The 24,325-nt window shown below is 60.9% G+C and carries 21 protein-coding genes and 1 tRNA gene; 14 read left to right on the top strand and 8 right to left on the bottom strand.

Going from position 1 to position 24,325, the window contains the following annotated elements; genetic code table 11:
• Positions 1-100: 100 nt before the first annotated feature.
• The 3 genes from hutI to CAY35_RS06415 form a co-directional block, all read right to left on the bottom strand.
• A complete protein-coding gene (gene hutI, locus CAY35_RS06425) occupies positions 101-1,309 on the bottom strand; it encodes an imidazolonepropionase (RefSeq protein WP_109303826.1) in 1,209 nt (402 codons plus the stop codon).
• Positions 1,310-1,398: 89 nt separating this feature from the next.
• Positions 1,399-3,102 (bottom strand): urocanate hydratase, encoded by a 1,704-nt coding sequence (gene hutU / locus CAY35_RS06420; RefSeq protein ID WP_109303825.1) that lies wholly within the window; start codon positions 3,100-3,102, stop codon positions 1,399-1,401.
• 187 nt (positions 3,103-3,289) lie between these two features.
• A complete protein-coding gene (locus CAY35_RS06415) occupies positions 3,290-4,144 on the bottom strand; it encodes an IclR family transcriptional regulator (protein WP_109303824.1) in 855 nt (284 codons plus the stop codon).
• A gap of 301 nt (positions 4,145-4,445) precedes the next feature.
• Here CAY35_RS06415 and CAY35_RS06410 point away from each other — a divergent pair.
• Positions 4,446-4,519 (top strand) — tRNA-Ile (locus CAY35_RS06410).
• Between the two features lie 58 nt (positions 4,520-4,577).
• On the top strand, positions 4,578-4,919 hold the full coding sequence (locus CAY35_RS06405) for a DUF4298 domain-containing protein (RefSeq protein ID WP_101630284.1): 342 nt from the start codon (positions 4,578-4,580) through the stop codon (positions 4,917-4,919).
• A gap of 104 nt (positions 4,920-5,023) precedes the next feature.
• On the opposite strand, the gene trhO is transcribed toward CAY35_RS06405, so the two are convergent.
• Both trhO and CAY35_RS06395 read right to left on the bottom strand, forming a co-directional pair.
• Entirely contained in the window at positions 5,024-5,926 is a 903-nt protein-coding gene (trhO, locus tag CAY35_RS06400; protein ID WP_109303823.1) for an oxygen-dependent tRNA uridine(34) hydroxylase TrhO, read from the bottom strand.
• A 95-nt stretch (positions 5,927-6,021) separates the two neighbouring features.
• Positions 6,022-7,308 carry a hypothetical protein gene (locus tag CAY35_RS06395; protein WP_109303822.1) on the bottom strand — a complete coding sequence of 429 codons (1,287 nt, stop codon included), beginning with the start codon at positions 7,306-7,308 and terminating at the stop codon, positions 6,022-6,024.
• Between the two features lie 420 nt (positions 7,309-7,728).
• On the opposite strand from CAY35_RS06395, the gene CAY35_RS06390 reads away from it, so the two are divergent.
• Both CAY35_RS06390 and CAY35_RS06385 read left to right on the top strand, forming a co-directional pair.
• Positions 7,729-9,351: a peptide MFS transporter gene (locus CAY35_RS06390; protein ID WP_109303821.1), complete on the top strand. Its 1,623-nt coding sequence runs from the start codon at positions 7,729-7,731 to the stop codon at positions 9,349-9,351.
• 61 nt (positions 9,352-9,412) lie between these two features.
• Positions 9,413-11,503: a CocE/NonD family hydrolase gene (locus CAY35_RS06385; RefSeq protein ID WP_109303820.1), complete on the top strand. Its 2,091-nt coding sequence runs from the start codon at positions 9,413-9,415 to the stop codon at positions 11,501-11,503.
• A gap of 60 nt (positions 11,504-11,563) precedes the next feature.
• Here the strand turns inward: CAY35_RS06385 and CAY35_RS06380 are convergent, their stop codons facing one another.
• Entirely contained in the window at positions 11,564-12,160 is a 597-nt protein-coding gene (locus tag CAY35_RS06380; RefSeq protein ID WP_109303819.1) for a M23 family metallopeptidase, read from the bottom strand.
• Between the two features lie 226 nt (positions 12,161-12,386).
• Here CAY35_RS06380 and CAY35_RS06375 point away from each other — a divergent pair, with 226 nt between their 5' ends.
• Entirely contained in the window at positions 12,387-13,712 is a 1,326-nt protein-coding gene (locus CAY35_RS06375; protein ID WP_109303818.1) for an ISL3 family transposase, read from the top strand.
• Positions 13,713-14,013: 301 nt separating this feature from the next.
• Entirely contained in the window at positions 14,014-14,289 is a 276-nt protein-coding gene (locus CAY35_RS09875; RefSeq protein ID WP_232219312.1) for a GNAT family N-acetyltransferase, read from the top strand.
• Between the two features lie 323 nt (positions 14,290-14,612).
• Here CAY35_RS09875 and CAY35_RS06365 read toward each other — a convergent pair whose 3' ends face one another.
• Complete coding sequence (locus CAY35_RS06365; RefSeq protein ID WP_035756893.1) at positions 14,613-15,254, bottom strand: LysE family translocator; 642 nt, start codon at positions 15,252-15,254, stop codon at positions 14,613-14,615.
• 389 nt (positions 15,255-15,643) lie between these two features.
• Between CAY35_RS06365 and rpsB the strand changes: the two genes are divergently transcribed.
• The 6 genes from rpsB to CAY35_RS06335 all read left to right on the top strand — a co-directional run bounded on the left by rpsB (position 15,644) and on the right by CAY35_RS06335 (position 20,905).
• Positions 15,644-16,480, top strand: a complete 837-nt coding sequence (rpsB, locus tag CAY35_RS06360) for a 30S ribosomal protein S2 (RefSeq protein ID WP_109303817.1) — start codon at positions 15,644-15,646, stop codon at positions 16,478-16,480.
• 42 nt (positions 16,481-16,522) lie between these two features.
• Positions 16,523-17,359 carry a translation elongation factor Ts gene (tsf, locus tag CAY35_RS06355; RefSeq protein ID WP_101630699.1) on the top strand — a complete coding sequence of 279 codons (837 nt, stop codon included), beginning with the start codon at positions 16,523-16,525 and terminating at the stop codon, positions 17,357-17,359.
• 263 nt (positions 17,360-17,622) lie between these two features.
• Positions 17,623-18,348, top strand: a complete 726-nt coding sequence (pyrH, locus tag CAY35_RS06350) for a UMP kinase (RefSeq protein WP_109303816.1) — start codon at positions 17,623-17,625, stop codon at positions 18,346-18,348.
• Positions 18,349-18,506: 158 nt separating this feature from the next.
• A complete protein-coding gene (frr, locus tag CAY35_RS06345) occupies positions 18,507-19,064 on the top strand; it encodes a ribosome recycling factor (protein WP_109303815.1) in 558 nt (185 codons plus the stop codon).
• Between the two features lie 59 nt (positions 19,065-19,123).
• A complete protein-coding gene (locus CAY35_RS06340) occupies positions 19,124-20,239 on the top strand; it encodes a phosphatidate cytidylyltransferase (protein WP_258265671.1) in 1,116 nt (371 codons plus the stop codon).
• 102 nt (positions 20,240-20,341) lie between these two features.
• A complete protein-coding gene (locus CAY35_RS06335) occupies positions 20,342-20,905 on the top strand; it encodes a DivIVA domain-containing protein (protein WP_109303871.1) in 564 nt (187 codons plus the stop codon).
• A 95-nt stretch (positions 20,906-21,000) separates the two neighbouring features.
• Here CAY35_RS06335 and CAY35_RS06330 read toward each other — a convergent pair whose 3' ends face one another.
• Entirely contained in the window at positions 21,001-21,465 is a 465-nt protein-coding gene (locus CAY35_RS06330; RefSeq protein ID WP_101630703.1) for a GNAT family N-acetyltransferase, read from the bottom strand.
• 188 nt (positions 21,466-21,653) lie between these two features.
• On the opposite strand from CAY35_RS06330, the gene CAY35_RS06325 reads away from it, so the two are divergent.
• Together CAY35_RS06325 and CAY35_RS06320 are read left to right on the top strand one after the other, a co-directional pair.
• Complete coding sequence (locus CAY35_RS06325; RefSeq protein WP_258265670.1) at positions 21,654-22,916, top strand: 1-deoxy-D-xylulose-5-phosphate reductoisomerase; 1,263 nt, start codon at positions 21,654-21,656, stop codon at positions 22,914-22,916.
• Between the two features lie 31 nt (positions 22,917-22,947).
• Positions 22,948-24,300, top strand: a complete 1,353-nt coding sequence (locus tag CAY35_RS06320; protein ID WP_109303813.1) for a M50 family metallopeptidase — start codon at positions 22,948-22,950, stop codon at positions 24,298-24,300.
• Positions 24,301-24,325: the final 25 nt, after the last annotated feature.

Here is a 24,325-nt window from a genome sequence, read left to right as displayed (position 1 = left end):
TTCTGGTCTAGTTTCTGTTCTAGTTTTTTCTGGTCTAGGGACACTGAGTGCTCCTTCATGAAAAATCAATACGTGGGCCACGAGGTGACCGGAAGAATAATTACTCGAACGAACCGGCGATCAGCTCGCCGTTCTTGACGGTTGCGCGGATCCCCACCATGCCTGGGCGGTACGCGAGGTGGATCGCGGCGGGGGCGTCCACGACAGCGAAGTTGGCAGGTGCCCCGCGGCGCAAATGCCCGACGTCGGTGCGACGTAACGCTGCCGCCCCACCTAGCGTTGCGGCTCGGATGGCCTCGGCCAAGGTCATGTGTTGCTGCAACACCGCAGTGGTGATGCAGAACGGAACCGATGACGTGTAGGACGTGCCAGGGTTGAGATTGGATGCGATCGCAACCGTCGCGCCCGCATCCAGGAGCTCGCGCGCTGGAGCGAGCGGGGCGCGCGTCGAAAGATCACACGCCGGGAGGATCGTCGCGACGGTGTCGGAGGCGGCGAGCATCTCGATGTCTTCTGCGCTCATGAAGTTCACGTGATCAACACTCGCGGCCCCGAGCTCGACCGCCATCGCGGCTCCGCCCGTGTGCCCAATCTGGTTGCCGTGAACACGCAAACCGAGCCCGCGTTCCTGCCCGGCCTTCAAGACCCGCATCGATTCCTCGACCGTGAACGCACCCTGTTCACAGAACACATCGATCCACGCGACATGCTCGGCAACCGCATCCAACATCGGGCCGCATACGAGGTCAACATAGGCTTCGCGGTCATGCTCGTACTCGGGCGGAACCAGGTGGGCACCTAGGAACGTGACTTCCTCGACGTGCCGGGCGGCAACCCGCGCCGCGAGCGCCTCAGACTCCACGTCCAGCCCGTAGCCCGTCTTGGTCTCCAGCGTTGTCGTACCCAACGCCGCGGCCTGTGCAACACGCTCGGCAACCAACGCGTCCAGCTTCGCTTCCGACGCCGCGCGCGTCGCCTCAGTCGTGACCGCGATACCGCCGGCCGCATAGGACTGGCCGGCCATCCGCGCCTCAAACTCAGCCGAACGGTCGCCGTCGAAAACCATGTGGGAGTGGGAATCAACCCACCCTGGAACCACGACGGAACCTGCGAGATCAACCCGCGCATCGGCGTCTGGGGCGGCAGACGCGGGGCCGGACCAAGCGACCACGCCATCCTCAACAACCAACGCGGCATCAGTCACGACGCCGGCCTCAGCCGCGGTAGCGAGCTTCGCAGAATCCACGGCGCCGTGCTCAGGATCAAAGGACCACAGCTCACCGATCGAGGTGTACAGGGTCGAGGTCATGAGCGCTCCTCTCCAAAACTCGTGCCAAACACTCCTGGATGGAATGGCAGCGATGTATTGGCCAGTGATGTTTCGGCCAGTTATTCAGACTAGTCGCGAACGCGCGGCTTCATTGGAACGCGCACGCCGCGCTCATCCGCAACCTCAACAGCGCGCGAATAGCCGGCGTCGACGTGGCGGAACACGCCCATCGCAGGGTCATTGGTCAACAGAGCGGTCAGCTTAGCGGCGGCGAGGTCGGTGCCGTCAGCGACACCCACCTGGCCCGCGTGGATCGAACGACCCATGCCCACGCCGCCACCGTGGTGCAACGAAACCCACGTCGCGCCCGAGCTGGTCGCCGTGAGCGCGTTGAGCAGAGGCCAGTCAGCGATCGCATCCGAACCGTCCAGCATCGACTCGGTCTCACGGTATGGCGAGGCCACGGAACCCGAGTCGAGGTGGTCGCGGCCAATCACAATCGGGGCCTTGACCTTGCCCTCGGCAACGAGGCGGTTGAACAAGAGGCCAGCCTGGTGGCGCTCGCCGTAGCCGAGCCAGCAGATGCGGGCAGGAAGACCTTCGAACTCGACGTGCTCAGCGGCGGCGTCCAGCCAACGATGCAGGTGCTCGTTTTCAGGGAACAGTTCCTTGAGTGCCTCATCGGTTACGCGGATGTCCTCAGGGTCGCCCGAAAGAGCAACCCAGCGGAACGGACCCAAGCCTTCGCAGAACAGCGGGCGAATGTAGGCGGGGACGAAGCCAGGGAAGTCGAACGCGCGCTCGAAGCCCGCGTGGCGTGCCTCATCGCGGATGCTGTTGCCGTAATCGAAAACCTCAGCGCCGGCGTCTTGGAAACCCACCATCGCCTCGACGTGGGCGGCCATGGATTCGCGGGACTTCTTAGTGAAGCCAACCGGATCAGCCTCTGCCTCGCGGTCCCAATCCTCGAGCGCGATCTCTGCAGGGAGGTACGAGAGCGGATCGTGCGCCGAGGTCTGGTCGGTAACGACGTCGATTGTGAGCTCGCCAGCCTTGTGGCGGCGCAACAGCTCAGGGAATAAAGCCGCGGCGTTGCCTTCAATACCAATCGACACCGCCTCGCCAGCCTCAGCTGCCTGCTGCGCGCGTGCGACTGCCGCCTCCAGGTCGTCTGCGATCTCATCCAGGTAGCGCTTGGAACGGCGACGCTCCAAGCGGGTGCGGTCTACATCGACCACGAGAGCGACGCCACCGTTGAGCGTCACGGCGAGCGGCTGCGCACCGCCCATCCCGCCGCAACCGGCGGTCAGCGTGATGGTGCCTTTGAGAGTTCCGTTGAAACGCTTCTTGGCAACCGCGGCGAACGTCTCGAACGTGCCCTGCAAGATGCCCTGGGTTGCGATGTAGATCCACGAACCCGCGGTCATCTGGCCGTACATCATGAGGCCTTCGTCTTCGAGCTTGCGGAATTCAGGCCAGTTAGCCCAGTCGCCCACCAGGTTCGAGTTAGCGATCAACACGCGCGGGGCCCACACGTTGGTGCGGATGATGCCGACAGGCTTGCCGGACTGAACCAGCAGCGTCTCGTCTTCGGCGAGGTCCTTGAGGGAATCGACGATGGCGTCGAATGCTTCCCACGAGCGTGCCGCGCGGCCGGTGCCTCCGTATACGACGAGGTCGTCGGGGCGCTCTGCAACCTCGGGGTCGAGGTTGTTCATGAGCATTCGCAGGGGTGCTTCGGTCTGCCACGAACGGGCGTTGAGCTCGGTTCCGCGAGGCGCACGAACTTCACGTGGTTCGTGGCCGGGGGAGGTGATGTGGGCAAAGCTCATGATGATCTCCTTCGCTACTGACTGCGCGGCTTGAGGGCTAGTGTGCAGTTGTTTTAGTGACCTGGAGATAGCTCATCATGAAACACGTCACACTGCATCAAAAACCGCGTGATCACGCGAAGCGAATCCGAGATCTCGGACAAAGTGCGGATGTGGCTGTGTTCGGGAGGGGTGAATGACCGGTGGCTTAGATGCGGGCGCGAACGTTCGCGCTGACCGAATGGTCAGCTGACTTGGCGGCGGTAGGGGTGGCCTCGGGGGTCACAAGTTCGTTTTCAATGACGTCGTTCGGCTGGTGCGCGATGGATGGGGCAAGGATGCCTAGTCGGCGCTGCAACGTCGAGGCCGCTTCACGCAAGAGCTCGAGGCGACGGTTGAGCGCGAGCTGGTCTACTGGGGCCTTACCGCGTTTCCAGGTCAACGCCATGGCGGCGATAGGCCAGTTCGAGGAGTCAAGCACCGGGACTGCAACTGAACAGAATTCAGGGGTGACTTGGCCGTCTTCCCAGCCGTACCCGAGCTCTCGCGTCTTCCTGATCGCGACTGCTGCGCGCGTGCGCTCAGGGCCTAAACGGTAGAGGGCGTTGATCTGCTGGCTCGGCATGTGAGCGAGGATTGCTCGGCCGCTTGCGGTGCGCAACGCATCGAGGCGGACGCCAACATCGGTGATGAGGCTTGTTCGGTTCTGTGCGCGAGCCTCAACCAGATAAACAATCTCGTGCCCACGCAAGATGGAAAGGTGCCCGGATTCTCCGACCTTGTCAACGAGCCCTTCTACCACGCGACGGCCCAGGCGGGCCATTGGTGCGTGACGGTTGTAGCCGGAGGATAGCTCGTGAGCGGAAGGGCCGAGTCCGTAGGCGCGGTCTTCAGCGTGGTGAATCACGTAGCCGCGGGCGATGAGCGCCTGCAGAATGTCGTAGAGACTCGAGCGGGGAATCTCCAGCGCGCGGCCGATGTGGCTCGCGGCGGTAGGTCGCGGCTGGGCCGCCAAATACGAGAGGATACGCAGCGTTGCGTCTGCGGCAGGTACTTTCGACATGATGGCCCCTCCCTGGAGTGTGAGCGGAATCTCAAAACGTAGGTTTTATTAGTTCACCACAAATTTGAAGTAAATGCTTCACTTTCTTGAAAACGTCTCGCGGAATGGAACTGTGAGCTAACTTCATCTAAGTCATGCCATAGGCGCTATAGAGTGCGGTTTGTTTAGTGACTCAAGCCCAAAAGTCACTTGAAAGTGTTGCGTTAGATAAGTGTGTCGCTGGCATGGGGTGTATTTTCACGCACTGTGGACGGGTCGGTTAGGCTTAACAGTCGTAGTTGCCGACATCTGAAGCAACTATGGGGCGTTAGCTCAGTTGGTTAGAGCAAAGGACTCATAATCCTTGGGTCGCGGGTTCAAGCCCCGCACGCCCTACGAATCTTCATATCGATACGCCGTACCCGTCGGGCTCAGCCTGTGCCACACTGAAAACATGACTGATTACACGCCAGAGCAACAGGCGAGCCTCGAACGGCTCAACGTAGCCCAAGACAACCTCAACGAAGCCCGCGCGGCCCATGAGAAAGCGCTGGAGGGGCTCGAAGCCATCAAGATGTTCAGCGAAACCATGAAACCGCTCATGGACTACTACGACAACGGATGGCTAGCCGACGTCAACGCCACCTCGTCGATCTACGAACGGCCAGAAGCCGCAGGTGAAGACGAAATCTGGAACATGCACGGCGGCCAATACGAACTCATGCGCGAACTACTCGCGATCTCCTCACAATTCTTCGTACACGTCCCAGACCAAGAGGGTGAATCGGGAAACTAGCCGGCCAACACGCGGACCTCAACCGCTTGCCAAGAAGCCCAATGACAACGATGGCGGAGTCACCACAAGGCGACTCCGCCATCGTTATCTAAAAACTACGCATTCTAGCTGTTAGCTAGCGCAGACTGCTCCATGCATTCCGGGCATTCAGGATGCTTGCCAGCCGCAGTGCAATCCTCGCAACGCAAGAACTGCGAACGGCACGAAGGGTGCACGCAGTTCACAAACTTCGGGGTACGCTCACCGCACTCGATGCACGAACCAAGGCTCTCGGCGCCCGCACCGAACTCCATGTGCATGCGCTTATCGAACACATACAGCGAGCCATCCCAATAGCCGTCGTTCCCGTAGGCCTCGCCGTAGCGGACAATCCCGCCATCCAGCTGATAAACCTCCTGGAAACCACGGTTCTTCATGAGCACCGTGAGAACCTCGCACCGCACACCACCCGTGCAATACGTCACGACCGGCTTATCTTTGAGGTCGTCATACTTGCCGGACTCGATTTCTTCGATGAAATCGCGGGTCGTGTCGGTGTTTGGGATCACGGCGTTACGGAAACGGCCGATCTCGGCCTCCATCGCGTTACGGCCGTCAAAGAAAACAACATCCTCACCGCGCGCATCCATGAGCTCATGAAGCTGCGCAGGCTTAAGGCGTTCGCCACCGCCCACAACGCCGTTCGCATCGACATGGACCTCATTCGGGGTCGTGAACGTCACCAGCTCAGGTCGCACCTTGACCGAAAGGCGCGGGAAATCATCGCCCAGGCCATCCGACCACTTGATGTCCGCAGTGCGGAACGGCTCATAGGAACGCGTGTTCTTCACATAGCGCTTGACATCCTTGATGTCGCCACCGAGGGTCGCGTTGATCCCATCCTTCGAAATGATCACGCGCCCTTTAAGATTGCAGCTTTCAGCCAGCGTGTACTGCCACAAACGCACAGCCTCAGGGTCTGCGAGCGGAGCGAATACGTAGAACAACACAATTTTCTGAACCGACATACCCCTTATTCTACGCCGATGGCGCCGGAACCTCATGTGAGATCCGACGCCATCGAACGCTATGCCTTAGTTCTTCAAGGCTTTATATCTTCGCTTTAGAAGATGCCCTTCGACTTAGCTGGCTTACCGCCGTCGTTGAGGGTGATCTTCTTGGAGCTGACGCCCTGGTCGTTCCAGGTGGACTTGTCGCCCTTAGCGCCCTTGATCTGGGTCACCTCGATGCTGTTCTTGAGGCGGCCTTCCGAGGTCTTGCCGTCGCCGAAGCTGAAGGTAGCGACGTGCTGCTGCTCGCCAGCCTTGATCGGGTTGGACAGGGTTACCAGGAAGGAGCGGGTCGAGGTCTTGGTGTTGAAGCCGAGATCACGCACGTGAGCACCCTTGTACTGGGTCGTGGTGATGAGGCGGTCAACACCCTTCGGGCCGTCTTCGGTCTTGACATCTACGCGGTAGGTGACCGATGGGGACTCCGAGTAGTAGCGCTCGGTGCCAGCGTTCTTGATCTTGAGGGCAACCGAACCTGCGAAGCCTACAGCCTTAGCGTCAGAAACGGTCAGCTTTGGCTCGAGGTCCAGCTTTGCTGGCTCAGCTGGCTTAGGGTTGATCGGCAGCTTCGGCTCGAGGTCGGCCTCGATTTCCTTGTTGACTGGGCGGTCGCCGGCGCCTGGCTTGCCGCTCTGGTCGGAGTCTGCAGCGTTGTTGTAGAGCTTGACGCGCACCTCGTTCTTGATTGGCGCGAATGCGGTCCATGCGGTTGGGGTGGACCACGTGCCGTTTGCGAGGCAGAACTGCTGGGTGCCGGTCATCGTGATGGCGCGGAAGCCGTAGGTTGCGTCGCCGGTGTAGCCGGCTGGAACGTCGTATGGGCCGATGGTCTGGCCGACCTGCCAGGACAGCGAGTAGGAAGCCGAGCCGCCGATGGTCTTAGCCAGGGAGAACGCGATGCCTGCGTTGGTCGTGGTCTTGTCTTGGCTCTGGCTGCCGCCCAGGTTCACGTCCATGGACTGCGACTTGGAGCCGTTGACTTCGAGGCTGATCGACTGCGACTTCGAAGTGTTCTGGGTCAGCGGGATTGGATTCTTGGTGTTGTTGGTCGTGGAGACCGTGCCGACTGGCAGGAACGAGTCGGTGACCTTGTAGACCGTGGTGCGGCGGTCTTCGCTCGCGTTGCAGACTGGGCGAGGGTTCAGGACGTTGGCCTTGAGGTGGTCCGACTTGTGCGTGGTCTTGACGATCGGCAGGTTCGCGTTGAAAGCCGGGGTTTCTGGGTATTCGTGAATGTCGGTGGCCGCGTTTGCAGGTGCAAGGCTCAAGCCGCTCAGCAGGAGAGCGGATGCTCCGATTGCGGCTGCGGTGGTGGTGCGCAGTGTTGTTTTGCGGGACATGGTGTGTCTCCTTGAACTGTGTGTCTCGTCGAGACGATCGAAAGATTGAAACAGGAAACACCATATGCGTGAGAGGGGTCACAAATTACTCACGAGTAAGTACTAAATCTTTCGGATGCGTTTTGTTCCGCTTCTGTTCATCTAAAAACCCTCATGTGTCTAGGTTCTAAGATAAAAGAGACTGAGAATTGGCTATGTGTGAGGGTGAGTTCCGCGAGATCGAGCGGTTTTTGTTATTCCAGCGAGATTATTAAAGATTTTTTGACGTTTTATGGCGTGTTGGAAAGAAACGAGTAGGCCTCGGAAACGTTCTGTACCTCGATTGGGATGGGGGCTAGCGTTGATAACGAACTAGCACAACCTATAGCGACTGCAAGGTTTGAATGACACTGGCAATGCGTCGTGTATGAGAGGTGTGAAATGAACAGAGACGAACAACAGAGTCAGGCAGAATCAGAGTTCAGTCTGGACCCGATCCCGGTAGAAGGCGCGCCCGGCGAGGTCCTGGTCGACGGCGTGCAGATTGCCGAGGACCGGATCCCTCGCGAGAAACTCGCCCAGGCTAGCGAACACGATCAGAAAGTCCACCAGGACCGCCGTTTCATGGGGCACCCCATGGGTCTCTTCGCGCTCTTCAACCTCGAGATCTGGGAGCGCTTCTCTTATCTTGGCTTCCAAGCGATTCTCGCGCTGTACTTCGCTGATGCGATCGCCAACGGAGGTCTCGGCTACGAACAGTCCACCGCATCGTCGATCGTGGCGGCCTACGGTGCCCTGGTCTATTTGCTGGGTATCGCTGGCGCATGGGTTGCGGACCGCATCGTAGGAACAGGGCGAGCCACACTGTGGGGCGCGATCATCATCGCCGCAGGCCACATCTGCATGGGTCTGCCGGCCGAAGTGACCACATGGACTGGCCTGGGACTCATCATCCTCGGCACAGGCCTGCTCAAGCCGAACGTCGCGACCCAAGTTGGCGAGCTGTACGGCAAGGGCGATGCACGCCGCGACTCCGGCTTCGCGATCTACTACGCCGGTATCAACATCGGTGCGTTCCTTGGCCCGCTCGTTGCAGGCTGGTTGGGCCAGAACATCAATTGGCACCTCGGTTTCGCATCCGCGGCGGTCGGCATGGTCATCGGCCTCATCCTGTACATCGCGATGGGGCGCAACCTCGGCGGTAAGCGTCGCGAGGTTCTGGTGCGTGCCGCATTCAAGCCGGATGCGAACTTCTGGATCATCGTCGTTGCTGCGGTGGCTGTGGTTGCCGTCGGTATTTTCTTCGGAACCCGCTCGACCTCGGGCCTCGACAACGTGGTCAACGCGGTCACGGTCGTGACGATGATCGTTCCGGTCGCTTTCTTGCTGTGGATGTACTTCTCCAAGCGAGTTACCAAGGCTGAACGCGGCAACCTAGGCCCATACGTGCTGCTGCTGATCGCACTGATCGCCTATAACCTCACATACTTCCAGACCGGTAACACGCTGAACTTCCTGGCGCTCAACAAGACCAATAACAACGCGTTCGGTTTCGAATACCCGTCCACGTGGTACATCTCGCTGACCGCGATCGTTGAGATCATCATGGGCCCTGTTCTGGCGTGGCTGTGGGTCAAGATGGGTCGCCGCCAGCCGTCCGTGGCCACCAAGGTCGGCATCGGTACGATCCTCGGTGGTCTCGCGTTCCTGACCGTTGCGATGGGTGCGGCAGTGACCCCGGCGATGGGGTTGCTGGCTAGCGCTTGGCTCATCGGCTGCTACATCTTCCTGGGTCTGGGTGACCTGATCCTCCAGACCTCCGGTATGAGCGCAACCACCAAGTTGGCTCCACGTGCGTTCGCTAGCCAGACGATGGCGGTGTGGTTCGCTGCGATGGCCCTGGTTCAGGGCCTGCAGGCGCAGATCGTGAAACTGTTCGACTTCGACGAGTTCTCTAATGCCGTCGCGTACTTCGGTATTCAGGGCGGCCTGATTGTTGCCTACGGTGTGTTCTTGATTCTTGTGAGCCCGTGGATGACTCGCCGCATTAAGGCTGTTGCCTAGGCAGTTGCGCAAGCTGCTTAGACAGCCGCGTGAAGACTTACCTGTAACGAAAGGAATGGACATGCTAAAACCTGAAGACCTTCCGTTCGACGTCAAGATTATTGAAGACTGGATTCCGCTCAGCGACGGCACCCGGCTGTGGATGAAGGCTTGGATGCCGGTCACAGATGAGCCGGTTCCAGCGATCCTTGAGTACCTTCCATACCGCCACGGTGACTGGACAGCGCCGCGCGACCACGAACGCCACCCTTTCTATGCAGGCCACGGTTACGCATCCATCCGCGTAGATATTCGTGGTCACGGAAGCAGTGAAGGCGTTCCTGGGGACGAATACGATCAGCAAGAACACGATGACGGGCTCGAGGTGATCGAGTGGATCGCCAAGCAGGACTGGTGCACCGGCAAGGTCGGTATGTTTGGCATCAGCTGGGGCGGGTTCAACTCGCTTCAGCTGGCGAGCTATAAGCCAGAGGCGTTGAAGGCGATCGTCACGGTCTGCTCGACCGATGACCGCTACGACAATGACGTCCACTATTTCGGTGGCTCGATGCTCGGGATCGACATGCACGCGTGGGCTGGGACGATGCTCGCGTTCGAGTCCCGCCCGGTTGATAAGCGCGTGTGGGGCGAGAAGTGGCTCGATCAGTGGAAGTACCGTCTAGAGAACATCGAGCCGTTCATCGACACGTGGGTTGCGCACCAGGTGCGCGATGACTACTGGAAGCACGGCTCGGTGTGCGAGGACTACAGCTCTTTGGATGCTGCGGTCATGGCGGTGGGCGGCTGGTATGACCCGTACCGCGACACCGTTCTGCGTTTGACCGAGCACCTTTCTGCGCTCGGCAAGAATGTTCGCGGCATCGTAGGTCCGTGGGCCCACCAGTATCCGGATCGTGACCTGCGCCCTGGCCCGCACATCGACTTCTTGGGTGAGACCCTGCGCTGGTGGGATCACTGGCTCAAAGGTGAGGACAACGGGGCGATGGATACGCCACTGTTCCGCGGGTGGATCACGGATTCGGTTCCGCCGCGCTCGGCATACGAGAAGATGCCGGGCCGTTGGGTTGCTGAGAATCAGTGGCCGAGCCCGCACATCAAGCCAACCGAGCTGAGCTTGGACGGCGCGCACGTTGCGCCGGTCGCGGCGCAGACCACCACTAGCGACGGCACGGTAGAAGTCCGCGTGGCCTCGCCTCAGGATGTGGGTGCCGATGCGGGCCGTTACTTCCCGTACGGCAACGCGGCTGATCTCCCCGTGGACCAGCGAAGCGATGACGGTAAGTCTGTGGTGTTCGATTTCCCTGTGGTTGAGGACATCGACATTCTCGGCAACGCTTCGGTCAAGCTACGGGTCAAGTCGCCGACGGAGCGCGGGCAAGTGTATGTGCGCATCAACGACGTCGCCGAGGACGGTTCTTCGACCCTGGTGACGCGCGGCAACCTGAACTTCAGCGCCCGCGAAGGCCGCGACAAAGCTGTCGCGATGCCGGTGGGCGAGTGGGTTGACGTCGAAGTCCCGATCACGGGCGTCGGCTACCGCATCCCTGCCGGGCACGTGTTGCGTGTTGCGATCTCGAGCGCTTACTGGCCGTGGGTTTGGCCTCAGCCGGGCGGCGAGGGATTCAGCCTCGATCCTGCTGCGAGTGTGCTCGTGTTGCCTATGCGTGATTCGACTGATGGCGACGATGCGGGTGAGCGTGCTGCGCTGGACGCTTCGGTGCGTTTCGATGATCCGGTTCGCCTGGTTCCGTTGGATGTGAAGTATCCAGAAGCCGGTGAGGCTGGTGCCGCTGGAACGGCTCGCCCGGAACGCCTGATTTCGCAGGACGTCGTGGCCAACGAGACGGTGTTGCAAGTCGACCCCGCCTACGGTGGCACCCGCGTGTATCCGGATGGTCTGCACTACGACGAAGACACCGTCGAGACCTACTGGATCAACAAGGATGACCCGTTGTCTGCCCGCACCGAATCGGTGTGGACAGTCGGGATGCGCCGACCAGACATGGACTGGGATACCAAGGTCGTCGCGACAACCCGCATGCGCTGCGATGCCGAGAACATCTACACGTACTCGCACGTGCTCGCGTATAACGGCGACGAGCTGATCTTCGAGAAGACCTGGGAGAAAGCGCACCCACGTATCGCAAGCTAAGTGAGTGAATTCGCGGCAAAGTGAACTCGCTCAACAGTAGCGGGGCTAACGTCTAGACCATTAAGACCCGGATCCTGGCGGGGTGTCAGCATCCGGCCATAAGACCGAAGGCTGTTCAGACAACAGCGTTCGAGGGTCCTTGTATAAGACGTTGGCCCCGCTACCTGTTTTTAAGCCCCAGTGAACGCATCGCTGATCACACGGGCCACCCGTCGCAACAGTGCCGATGCGCTCGCCGGCAGTAACGTGGTCGCCCTTGCTAACCGATGCGTCAACAGGTTCAACGGTTGTACGCCAGCCTGAAGGCAACTGGATCGCAACCACCGGCCGGCCAGCAACTTTCCCTACGAAGCTGACCACGCCGTCGGCGGGTGCAACCACCGCATCACCCGCCGCGGCGTTCAACTGGACCCCGCGGCTTCCAGCACTCCACACATGCTCAGGGGCTTCGAACCCACGCAACATCCCTACGTCTTCCCATGATTCAGAGCCCGTGGGTTCACGGCCGACCGGCGGAACCGGTTTCGCCGCCGTGAGAGCTACCGTACAAATCAGTGCAAGCATGCATAGCAAAACGGTGCGAGGTAGGCCGGTGCCGGGGAGGGGCGCGATAGTCGAAAAGCGGTTGCGAGCAGGGGAGGGGGTGTGAGTTTTCATGGTTCACAGTCCACTGCAGGATCGATGGGGAAGGGCGGCGGCGAGCGAAATTGTGGATAGACAGCCGACGCAAAAGAGCCTGTGGATCGGTGGAAAACGCAAGCCAAAACAGGCTCTTCAGAGTTGAGTGTGGGCACGCCGATCGGGCACGGGTGCTAGGGGGTAGACGTCGAGGTCCCCGATGATGAGCGGACTCTAACCTCTGCTCACACCAAGGACCTCGACGATGCCCAACTCTACGTGCGCCTGCTCCGACACGCTCAACCGCTGCTGCCGATGCGATCTCCTCCTCGACTTCCCCAACCTCCATCTGACCGCAGTACTGAAAGACCCCACGAGCCTGGTACTCGAGGTGGAGTCCTGCGATCCCGTCGCCGGATGCCCCGGCTGTGGAGTCATCGCCACAGGGCATGGCCGGATCGTGACCTCGATGATCGACGCGCCCTGGGCAGGCAGGCCGGTGAGGATCCGGTGGCGCAAACGCCGCTGGATCTGCCGCGAGCCCCTCTGCGACGTCGCCACCTTCGTCGAGCAGAACCCCAACGTCTGCGCTGCGCGAGGGCTGCTGAGCACGCGCGCGATCCGCTGGGCAATCGGACAACTCCGCCGTGAGGGGGCGACGATCCAGGGCCTGGCCCGCCAGCTCGGCACGACCTGGAACACCCTCTGGTCCCAGATCCGACCAGTCCTGATCGCGGCCGCGAACGACCCATCCCGCTTCGAGGGCGTGCAGATCCTGGGCGTGGACGAGCATGTCTGGCACCACCGCAACCCAAGACGGCGCGGTCCGAAGGAGCTCACCGGGATGGTGGACCTGACTCACGGACCCCACCCCACCGCCAGGCTGCTCGACCTCGTCCCCGGCCGATCCGGCAACGCCTACCGGGACTGGCTCGACGAATGCGGCGAAGGGTTCCGCAAGCAGGTCGAGATCGCCACACTCGACCCGTTCCAGGGCTACAAGAACGCGATCGATGACCAGCTCGAGGACGCCACCTGCGTGCTGGATGCGTTCCACATCGTCAAGCTCGCCACCAGCGCCGTCGATGACGCGCGCCGTCGGGTCCAGCAGGAGACCCTCGGCCACAGAGGCCGTACGGGCGACCCGCTCCACGGCATCCGTCACATCCTCCGGGCCGGGCAGGAACGCCTCACCGCCCGCCAGCAGACCCGCCTGGAAACAGCGTTCGCAGCCCACCCCGATCACGTCGCGGTCGAGGTCGCCTACATGTGCGCCCAAGACGTCCGTGACGTGTTCCACCAGCCCACCCCTGCCCAGGGTCGGCGTCTGGCCGAGAAGCTCATCAACTCGTTGCCGTCCTGCCCGATCCCGGAGATCGCGAGGCTGGGAAAGACGCTGCGCCGGTGGAGGACAGCGTTCCTGGCGTACTTCGACACCGACGGTGCCAGCAACGGCGGCACCGAGGCCATCAACGGGCTCATCGAGCTCGGTCGTCGCATCGCTCGCGGCTTCAGAAACTTCGAGCACTACCGACTCCGCATGCTGTTGATCACTGGCGGGCTGGATGCCTCACCCCACACTCAACTCTGAAGAGCCAGTTATCCGATCCCTGTTAGCTTAGGTGCATGCTGGATGTCTCCCTCCTCCCGATCACCTGTGAGAACACTCGTCTGCGCCAGCTCTCCGAGCTGGACGCGGAAGCGTATGCAGCAGGCACCAGGGATGAGGCCGTGCGGCGCTTCGGCCACCTGCCAGAGCCCACCTACATCCCCGAGTCCGTACGGCGGATGATCCGAGAGGAGGTTGCGGAGGGCCTGTCATCGAGCATCACGGCGTCCCGATCGGCGACGTGGCACTGTGACTCACCGACCCCGAGCACCGCCAGGCCGAGATCGGGTGGGTTCTCGACCCGTCATACGGCGGGCACGGCTTCGCCAGCGAAGCCGTCCGGGCAGTGCTTGCCCTCGGGTTCGACCACTACAGGCTCCACCGCATCACTGCGCAGATGGATGCCCGCAACAGCGCTTCCGCAGCACTCGCTCGCCGCGTCGGACTCCGGCTCGAAGCGCATCACATCCAGGACTGGTTCAGTAAGGGCGAGTGGACCGACACCCTCGTCTATGCGCGGCTTGCGTCCGAGAGACTGCAACACTCATCGGAAGACTGATAGTAGGACCCCGCGCCGGCTGAACAGCATCAACAGCGAGGCGGAGCAGTTCCGCGACAGCGGCCACCGCGCGCTTCCCGGGCGTGAACGAGGGGTGCTCCCACCAAGATCCACATGCCCCTCCATAGCGGGAGGATCGAACGCACCGGCGGCTACGTGCCGATGAATGCCTTCACGACGCCGCCCGTACGCTTTCGAGACCGACCGCAGAGAATCGATCAGGGTCTGGAGGCACCACTTCGACTACCGTTTGCCCCACACCACCTGCGGCGAGAAACCTCGGCTTGATGCCTTCGCACCATCGTCGACAACGCCTTGGCCTACTACACCTCCCCGCGCGCGGCAGCTGTACGGATGCCAAGAACAATGAGAATCGTCCCGCCTCCGACGTCAATCCACCGCTTCCAGGACGCTACGCTGAAGGCGCTGGACAGCTTCGCGAGCCCCGTTGACCAGAGCCCAAGCCAGACGGCCATCACGCAGACATGGACCAGAGCGAGCATCAGCATCGAAGTCACTCCGATCAGGTCCATCGGCACGAACTGTGGCGCCAGCGTGAGGTACACGGTGGCCGCCTTCACGTTGAGCACGTTCGCCAAGTACGCCTGCCCTATCTCCTGCGCAACGGATTTGGAGTCGCTTCGGGCATGCTCTCTCTCCGCCGGGGCGCGGCTGAGCCGCGAGCGCCACACCAGCCACGCACCAAGGCCGATCAGATACATCGCGCCAACCAGCCGCAGAACCTGATACAACTCCGCGGAGCGCACCACCACCCCGGCGAGTCCCAGCCCCGCAAGCACACCATGGCTGATGATTCCGGCAGCCGTCCCCACGATCACAGCCCAAGCACCACGCCTGTCCCCCACCAGCCCTCGTGAACTCACCAACGTAAAGCTTGCGCCCGGAGTGATCACAAGCGGAGTCACCGCAACTCCAAAGGCGAAAAGCGTAGCAACCGAAAGCATTCGCTCAGTATGCCATGCGTCGACCGATATCCGACTCCGCATGTTGATGATCACTGGCGGGCTGGATGCCTCACCCCACACTCAACTCTGAAGAGCCCCAAAACATGATGTAGACTTGGAATAGCAGTTTTGTGCGTGCGATCTCGTGTGCCCGAAACTGACTTCGCGTGAAGACGCTGCATGTCGCCGATATACATCATCATCGATGCGCATCACAGGCATGCACGCCCATCCCACGGTCCAACAACAGCCAAACCTGTCCAGGCTTGGTGCGATGTTGGAAACGGATGAAGCGACCAAACGGTGCGTTTTCACTAGGGGCCGGCGCAATGCCTGGCCAATAACCGTCAAATACAACAGGGCCACCGTGCCCGTACAAGGAGAACGCAATGTCCGTCGTGACCATGCGCCAGTTGCTCGATTCCGGTGTCCACTTCGGCCACCAGACCCGCCGCTGGAACCCAAAGATGCGCCGCTTCATCATGACAGAGCGCAACGGCATCTACATCATTGACCTGCAGCAGTCGCTGTCCTACATCGACCGCGCATACGACTTCATCAAGCAGACCGTCGCCCACGGTGGCACGATCCTGTTCGTCGGCACCAAGAAGCAGGCCCAGGAAGCCATCGCTGAGCAGGCTCAGCGCGTCAACATGCCATACGTCAACCACCGCTGGTTGGGCGGCATGCTCACCAACTTCGCTACCGTTTCCAAACGTGTTAACCGCATGAAGGAACTCGAAGAGATCGACTTCGACGACGTAGCAGGTTCGAAGTACACCAAGAAGGAACTCCTCCTCCTTGAGCGCGAACTCACCAAGCTTCGCGCAAACCTCGGCGGTATCCGCAACATGAACCGCACCCCATCCATGCTGTGGGTTGTTGACACCAAGAAGGAACACCTCGCCGTTGACGAGGCAACCAAGCTGGGCATCCCAGTTGTCGCGATCCTCGACACCAACTGCGACCCAGACGAGGTTCAGTACCCAATCCCAGGTAACGACGACGCCATCCGCTCCGTCTCCCTGCTGACCCGCGTTGTTGCTGACGCTGTTGCTGAGGGCCTCATGGCTCGTCAGGGCGGCAACAAGGGCGAAGCTGAAGAGCCAATGGCTGAGTGGGAGCGCGAACTCCTCGAAGGTGAGAACGCCTCCGAGAAGGCAGAGGAAGCTCCAGCTGAGAAGGCTGAAGAAAACGGTGGCCAGGCGGCTACCGAGTCCAAGTAATTTTCCGTCCATCACAACTTCCTACGAACGGGGATAACTCGAATGGCGAACTACACCACCGCAGACATCAAGGAACTGCGTGAGCGCACCGGCGCCGGCATGATGGATGTCAAGAAGGCTCTCGACGAGGCTGACGGCGACACCGCCAAGGCCCTCGAGATCATTCGCGTGAAGGGCCTCAACAAGGCCTCGAAGCGTGAAGGCCGTGCAACCGCTGAAGGCCTCGTTGCCGCAACGGTTGTTGACGGTGCAGGCTACATGCTCGAACTCAACGCAGAGACCGACTTCGTTGCTAAGAACGAGAAGTTCGTTGAGCTCGCAAACAAGGCTCTCGAAGCTGCAGTAGCTAACAACGTCGCTGACGTTGACGCTCTGCTCGCAGCAAAGATCGGCGACAACACCGTTGCTGAGGAAATCGAAGAGCTCTCCGGTGTTCTGGGCGAGAAGATCCAGCTCCGCCGCCTCGAAAAGGTTGAGGGCGCTCTCGTCAAGGCCTACCTGCACAAGACCTCGCAGGACCTGCCAGCTCAGGTCGGCGTTCTCTTCGCAGTAGACGGCACCGGCGAAGCCGCAGAGACCGCAGCTCACGACGTTGCTGTTCACGCAGCAGCTATGGCTCCTGTCTACCTCACCCGTGAGGACGTCCCAGAGGATCTGGTTGCTGAAGAGCGCCGCATCGCTGAGGAGACCGCACGCGCCGAGGGCAAGCCAGAGCAGGCTCTGCCGAAGATCATCGAAGGCCGCATGACCGGCTTCTTCAAGGAGAAGGTCCTGGTCGACCAGCCATTCGCTAAGGACACCAAGCAGTCCATCCAGCAGGTTCTGGACGCTGCTGGCGTCAAGGCTGTCGCCTTCGCACGCTTCCGCGTAGGCGCCTAACACGCCTCAGAGGAGCGTTACGCTCCAATAGCGCAACGCGTGCCCGCACTCATACCAGAGTGCGGGCACGCGCGTTTAATAACACGCGCGTTTAATAAACAGAGTGCGGGCACGCACGTTTAAGGCAACTACCGCATCGGACGCCAACGTGCCGATGAACCACGCGTGACTGACGCAACCGGCACGCCTCGCACAGCCTCGCTCCGCGTATGCGAAAATAAAGTTCGATTGCCTACATACCTTCAAAGCCCAGAGGAGCCCCGATGTCGAACACCCCAATCAAGCAGCGCCGTCGAGTCCTGTTGAAGCTCTCAGGAGAGGTTTTCGGTGGCGGCAAACTGGGTGTGGATCCAGCAACAGTACGACGCATCGCCGAACAGATCGCTTCAACCGTGGGCGAGGTGGAAACCGCGATCGTCGTGGGTGGCGGTAACTTCTTCCGCGGCGCCGAACTCGCTGAATCAGGCATGGACCGCTCCCGCGCCGATTACATGGGCATGCTCGGCACTGTGATGAACTGCCTCGCGCTCCAGGACTTCCTCGAGCAAACCGGCGTTGAAACCCGCGTCCAGTCCGCGATCTCGATGTCGCAGGTCGCAGAGGAATACATCCCACGCCGCGCGATCCGCCACATGCAGAAGGACCGCGTCGTGATTTTCGGTGCGGGCGCCGGCCTCCCATACTTCTCGACTGACACGGTTGCCGCTCAGCGTGCGCTCGAAGTCCACGCAGACCAGGTCCTCATGGCCAAGTCGGGCGTTGACGGGGTCTACACCGCCGACCCTAAGACCAACCCTGACGCCAAAAAGTTCGACACACTGACCTACAGCGAAGCCCTCGCCGGCAACATCCGCGTCATGGATCAGACCGCGATGACGATGTGCAAGGACAACGGCCTCGACATGTTCGTCTTCGGCATGGAAGGCGAAGGTAACGTCGCCGCGGCGATCCGAGGCACCGCGGAAGGCACCCACGTCACCGTAGGCTAAGTGCCGCATCGGCCGCCGTCACGCTACAAGCCAAACAGGGTAGACGTGAGGCTCGGTGCCGCCGGCGAGTAGCCTAAGATATAAGACAGGATGCACCTTTGGTGAACACAACCTGTGGTGCACACAGACGGTGTAGATAGAACCCCGAAGGAGTTCCGATGATCCAGGAAGTGCTGAGCGAAACTCGCTCCGCAATGGAACGTACGATCGAAGCAGCGCAAGAAGACTTCGCAACTGTTCGTACCGGCCGCGCAAACCCGGGCTTGTACGCGAAAGTGATGGTCGAATACTACGGCTCCTTCACCCCGCTTCAGCAGCTGGCTTCCTTCCAGGTTCCAGATGCACGCACCATCCTCATCAACCCGTACGATGCGTCCTCGATCCGCGCGATCGAGAAGGCGCTCTCGGACTCGGAGATCGGCGCTAACCCATCCAACGATGGCCGCCAGATCCGCATCACCATGCCTGAGCTGACTGAGGAACGCCGCAACGAATACGTCAAGCTCGTACGTACGAAGGCTGAAGAGCACAAGGTCGCTCTGCGTAACCACCGCCGTAAGGGCAACGACATGCTCAAGGAACTCGAGGAAGACGGCGGCGTCGGTGAGGACGACGTCAAGCGTGGCGAAAACGAGCTCAACCAGTTGGTTCGCCAGTTCGGCGACCAGATTGACGAGATGACCAAGAACAAGGAAGCCGAGCTTCTCGAAGTCTAATGCCACATCCGTCTGGTTCCCGGAATGAGTCCAGCCCTGTCGAGGGGCTGGACTCATCGGTGTCTGCTGATGAAACGAAGGCACGCCGCGTGGCGTCGACTGACGTCGATGCGCCATCGCGTGCCTCGGGACGTCCAGCGGCACCCGGGAGCCGGCGTGCCCGTCGCGAAGCCGAACGCGCAGCGGCTCGCGCGGCCACTACCGGGAACCCTGACTCCACCTCATCGACTGGCACCGCATCGACTGCCGCCGCGGCGACTGTCACTGCGGAACCCGTAGCCGCATCGACGGTCACGGCGGAGCCTGTCGCCGCGGAACAGACCATTACAGCGGGTTCCGCTGCATCGCCAGAGCCGAAACAATCGAAAGCGGGACGTAACCTTCCTGCGGCAATCGGTGTTGGCGCGGGCCTCTTGGCCGCGCTTGGACTGGGGCTTTTCGTTTTTCCGTACCTGCTGATCGCGCTTGGGTGCTTGGTCGCGGGTATCGGTTCGTGGGAAGTCTCGCGTGCGCTCAAGGCGCGAACGGGTATCCCGATCCCACTCGCGCCTCTGCTCATTACGAGCCTCGCTTTGCCTTTGCTTGCGGGACTTTACGGCCCTGTTGCGTTGTCGCTTGGTCTCACAGCGTGCCTCTTGTTGGTGGTCCTCTGGAACATGCTGGAGGGCAGGTCCCACGGGCCGCAGTCGATTGGGCTGAGCCTCCTCGTGGTTGGGTGGGTTCCGCTTCTCGCGTCGTTCGCGTTCCTGATCTTCCAAAGTGAACGCGGCGCGTCCGCGTTGCTCACGGTCGTTCTGCTCGTCGTTTCTAACGACACGTTCGGCTACATCGTCGGGGCCACGCTCGGCAAGCATCCGATGGCCGCCCGCATCAGCCCTAAGAAGTCTTGGGAAGGGTTCGCAGGCTCTGTGCTGGGCGCGTCCTTGGTCGGGATTGCGCTGTGCCTTTGGGTCTTGCGGATCCCGTGGTGGCTCGGCCTGGTTTTGGCTGTCGCCACCGTCATTTGTGCGACGTTGGGTGATTTCGCGGAGTCGATGGTCAAGCGGGCGCTCGGGGTCAAAGACATGTCTAACTTGTTGCCAGGCCACGGCGGCATGATGGATCGTCTGGATTCTTTGTTGTTTGCGATGCCTTTTGGGTATGCAGTGGTCATGCTCGCTGAAGCGCTGGGCTGAAACCGTTTAGCTGATACCGCTGGGCTGAAACTCAGATAAACTCTCACATGCACACACCTCTAGCGAAGGAGCGCGACGGTGCCTCACACGGATAACGCCGACATGGCTGGCACGTTGTTTACCCGGGTGGCGGACGACGCCTTTGGTTACGACACGGGGCAGGTTGAGGATTTCTTGGCGCGCGCCCGCAAGACGTACGAGTCGCGCAACCTCAACAAGGACGTCGTTACGAGCTCCGTTGTCCGCCGTGCGACGTTCGACCCGGTGCGGGGCGGCTATGAGCCGCGCGAAGTCGATGCCGCTCTGGATCGGCTCGAGGATGTGTTCGCTGCCCGTGAGCGGAACGCACTGATTGAGGCCGAGGGGCATGACCGGTGGCTCGAGAACATTTCTCAGGTTGCGATGGTTCTGCGTGCGCGTCTGCATCGTGAGCCAGGTGAGCGTTTCCGCCGCCCTTCGAAGAAGAACGTTCCGTCTTATAACGTCGCGGACGTCGATGCGCTGTGTGACCGCCTGATCCAGTACTTCGAAGAAGACGTCCCGCTGAGTGTTGACGAGGTGCGTCGAGCAGTGTTTGGCCGCGCAGAGGGCGCGGAAGGCTACGAAGAGAACCAAGTCGACGCGTTTTTGGATCGCACGATCGAACTCATGGCCGCGATCGACTAACGCGGCAATGCTGAACCGCTAATACGACATAAACGCTGAGGGCCCGGCACTGTGGAGTGCCGGGCCCTCAGCGTTTAAGCAGCTCAGCTGCTGCGTCAGCTGAGCTCGAAGTGGTCTTCGGAGACGATTTCTTCGCGCGCGTTGGAGAAGTCTTGTGTTTGGCCGATCTGCTTGAAGCCGCGGCCTTCGAGGATTTTGTGGGTTCCAACGTTGTCGGAGACCACGGATGCACGCACAGGACGTTGCGGGAACTCCTCCAGCATCGCTTCGACGGCGGCGGTGGTGACGCCCTGGTTCCAGAATTCTTTGGCGGTCCAGAAGGAAAGTTCCGCGTAGTCGTCGTGGAAAGCCATGACGATCGAGCCCGCTACTTCACCGTCGTGTTCGATGGTGCGCACCTCGATCCTCGGGTCGCGGAGCATGCGGCCCCAGTGGTAGTCGAAGACGCTGCGGTCGCTGGGGTTGCGGGCGCTGAATGCTGCCATGATGTTGGCATCCGGGTCCTGCTGGTGAGCGAAGAAGTGCTCGAGGTCCGCAGGTTCAACTGGGCGCAGGCGCATGTTTCCTCCGGGTAGCTTTTATGTCGGTGTGTACAGGTTACCCATTTTAGGCCAGATGTGGTGTACCTGGGATTTGGGTAAATGTTTACCGGGGGAGGGTGGGGGTGCTCGATGGAGCGTTTAATCGTGGGAGACTAGCAGGGGCGCCGCTGCGCTTTGCTTTTGTTGTGTTGTTGAGGGGGCTTGTTGTGGCTCGGTCTGTTGTGGTTGTGGGTTCGACGGGGTCGATTGGTACTCAGGCTTTGGCGCAGATGGTGCGTGCGGCGGATCGGTTTGTGGTCCGGGCTCTTTCTGCGGGGCAGCAGGTGCGTGAGTTGGCTGCTCAGGCGGTGGCGTTCCGGCCGGATGTGGTGGGTTTGGTTGGCGCTGAGGGGATGAGCGCTGACGATGTGCGTGGTGGCTTCTTGTTGCATCTCGCGGGGGCTAAGGAGACGGCGGCGCGCGATGGCGGGCTTGAGCTCGCGGGCGTAGGTTTCGTTGAGGTCGATGCTGCGGGACTCGATGAGTACACGCCTGAGCTGATAGTCGGTGAGGATGCGGCGCGTGTGTGCGCTGGTTTGCCGGATGTCGATGTGGTGCTCAATGGGGTCACGGGGTCGCGTGGCTTGCGGCCGACGTTGGCCGCTATTGAGGTCGGTTCTGTGGTGGCGCTAGCTAATAAGGAGTCGTTGGTTGCTGGCGGCCGGTTGGTCATGGAGGCCGCGGCTCCGGGGCAGATTGTTCCGGTGGATTCGGAGCATTCGGCGATCGCACAGGCGTTGCGTTCAGGAGCGCGGAGTGAGGTTGAGCGGCTCATTATCACCGCATCGGGCGGTCCGTTCCGCGGCTGGAGCGCGGAGCAGCTGGAGGATGTGACGCCGGAGCAGGCGTTGGCTCACCCTACGTGGGACATGGGGCGCGTGGTCACCACGAATTCGGCGACGTTGGTGAATAAGGCGCTTGAGGTGATTGAGGCGCACCTGCTGTTCGATGTTGCCCTGGACAGGATTGTTCCGGTTGTGCATCCGCAGTCGGTGGTGCATTCGATGGTTGAGTTCGTGGATGGTTCCACGATCGCGCAGGCCTCGCCGCCGGACATGGGTTTGCCAATCGCGTTGGGCCTGAACTGGCCTGACCGCTTGCCGGGTGCGTGCCCTCCGGTGGATTGGACGCAGGCGCATACGTGGGAGTTTTTCCCGCTTGATAACGACGCTTTCCCGGCGGTCGAGCTCGCGAAGAAGGCCCAGGAGACCTCGCCTACCCATATGGCTGTGTATAACGCGGCGAATGAGGAAGCTGTGGACGCGTTTCACGATGGCGTGATTGGTTTCCGTAGAATCGTGGAGGTCGTCGCCCAGGTGGTTGAGGCTTACGATGCGGACGCGAATGCCGCGGAATATGGCCGTAGCGTTGAAGGTGTTTTGGCCGCTGAGGCATGGGCTCGAGATGCGGCCCGCAAGCTGTGGGCGTGACGCGGTTTAGGTTGTACCGGTTGGGATTGTGATGGATCAGGTTCTCGCGTATGTGATTGGCGCGCTAGTGATGCTGGTGGGTATCGGTATCTCGATTGCGTTGCATGAGGTTGGGCATTTGGTGCCGGCTAAGGCGTTCGGTTTGCGTGTGCCGCGCTACATGGTGGGTTTCGGGCCTACGTTGCTCTCTTTCCGCAAGGGGGAGACGGAGTACGGCATCAAGCTTTTGCCGTTGGGTGGCTACATCACGATGATCGGTATGTATCCGCCGCATCAGGACGGCAAACAGAGGCCTACGCGGACCGGTATTTTTCAGCAGCTTTCGGATGAGGCTAAGAAGGCCGAGTCGGAGACGCTGCAGCCCGGCGATGAGAAGCGTCTGTTCCTGAACTTGCCCGTGTATAAGCGGATCATCATCATGTTGGGTGGCCCGTTCATGAACCTCATTTTGGCGTTCGTGTTTTTCGGGATTGTGCTCATGGGGTTCGGGATCGCGACGCCAACCACCAAAGTTTCTGAGGTGTATCAGTGCATTCAGTCGGTTGACGACGAGAACGCACGCCCCGCAGGCGATGCCCAGAAGTGCCCGGAGGATGCTCCGGCGGGCCCGGCGTATGCGGCGGGTTTGAAGCCGGGGGACGTGATCACATCGGTTGACGGTGTGAAGCTTTCGGACACCGATTGGTCGGTTCTCACGGACCGTATTAAGGCCAGCCCGGGGCAAGAGATCCGCATCGGTTACGTGCGCGATGGCGTCGAAGAGACGACGACGCTGGTTCCGGTTGAGACGGCCCGCCCGGTGGTCTCGCCGCTGGGGATGGTCGAGAAGAATCCAGACGGCACCGCTAAGACCCAGTCGGTGGGCTTCGCGGGGATCGGTTCCACCGCCGAGATCCGTCAGCAGTCTGTCACTGAGGTTCCGGGTTTTGTGTGGGAGAACGTCAAAGCTGTTTCGGGTATCGTGACGCAGCTTCCGCAGAAGGTTGTTGGTGTGGCGCAGGCCGCATTTAGCCCGGCTGAACGCGATCCGAATGGCCCGATGTCTGTGGTGGGCGTGGGGCGCATCGCGGGCGAGATCACGTCCTTGGATCAGGTGAGCCTCAAGGACAAGATCGCGAGCTATGTGAGCTTGATGGGTTCGTTGAACGTCGCGTTGTTCGTGTTCAATTTGATCCCGCTGCTCCCGCTGGATGGTGGCCACGTCGTGGGCGCGCTGTGGGAGAAGGTTCGAAAGGCGTTCAACAAGCTGTTCAAACGGCCAGACCCGGGTCCGGTGGATCTGTCGAAGATGCTGCCGGTCACGTATGTTGTTGCCGGTTTGTTGCTCGTGATGGCTGTGATTTTGATCTATGCGGATCTGGTGAAACCGGTTTCGTTGCTGTAGCGATCCAGGAGAACCACCGCCAAGC

Origin of the sequence: Pseudoglutamicibacter cumminsii, assembly GCF_003143995.1 — a bacterium.
Classification (GTDB): Bacteria; Actinomycetota; Actinomycetes; order Actinomycetales; family Micrococcaceae; genus Pseudoglutamicibacter; species Pseudoglutamicibacter cumminsii_B.
The sequence above is the reverse complement of the archived record's forward strand: the minus strand, read 5'-3'. Positions and strand labels throughout refer to the sequence as shown.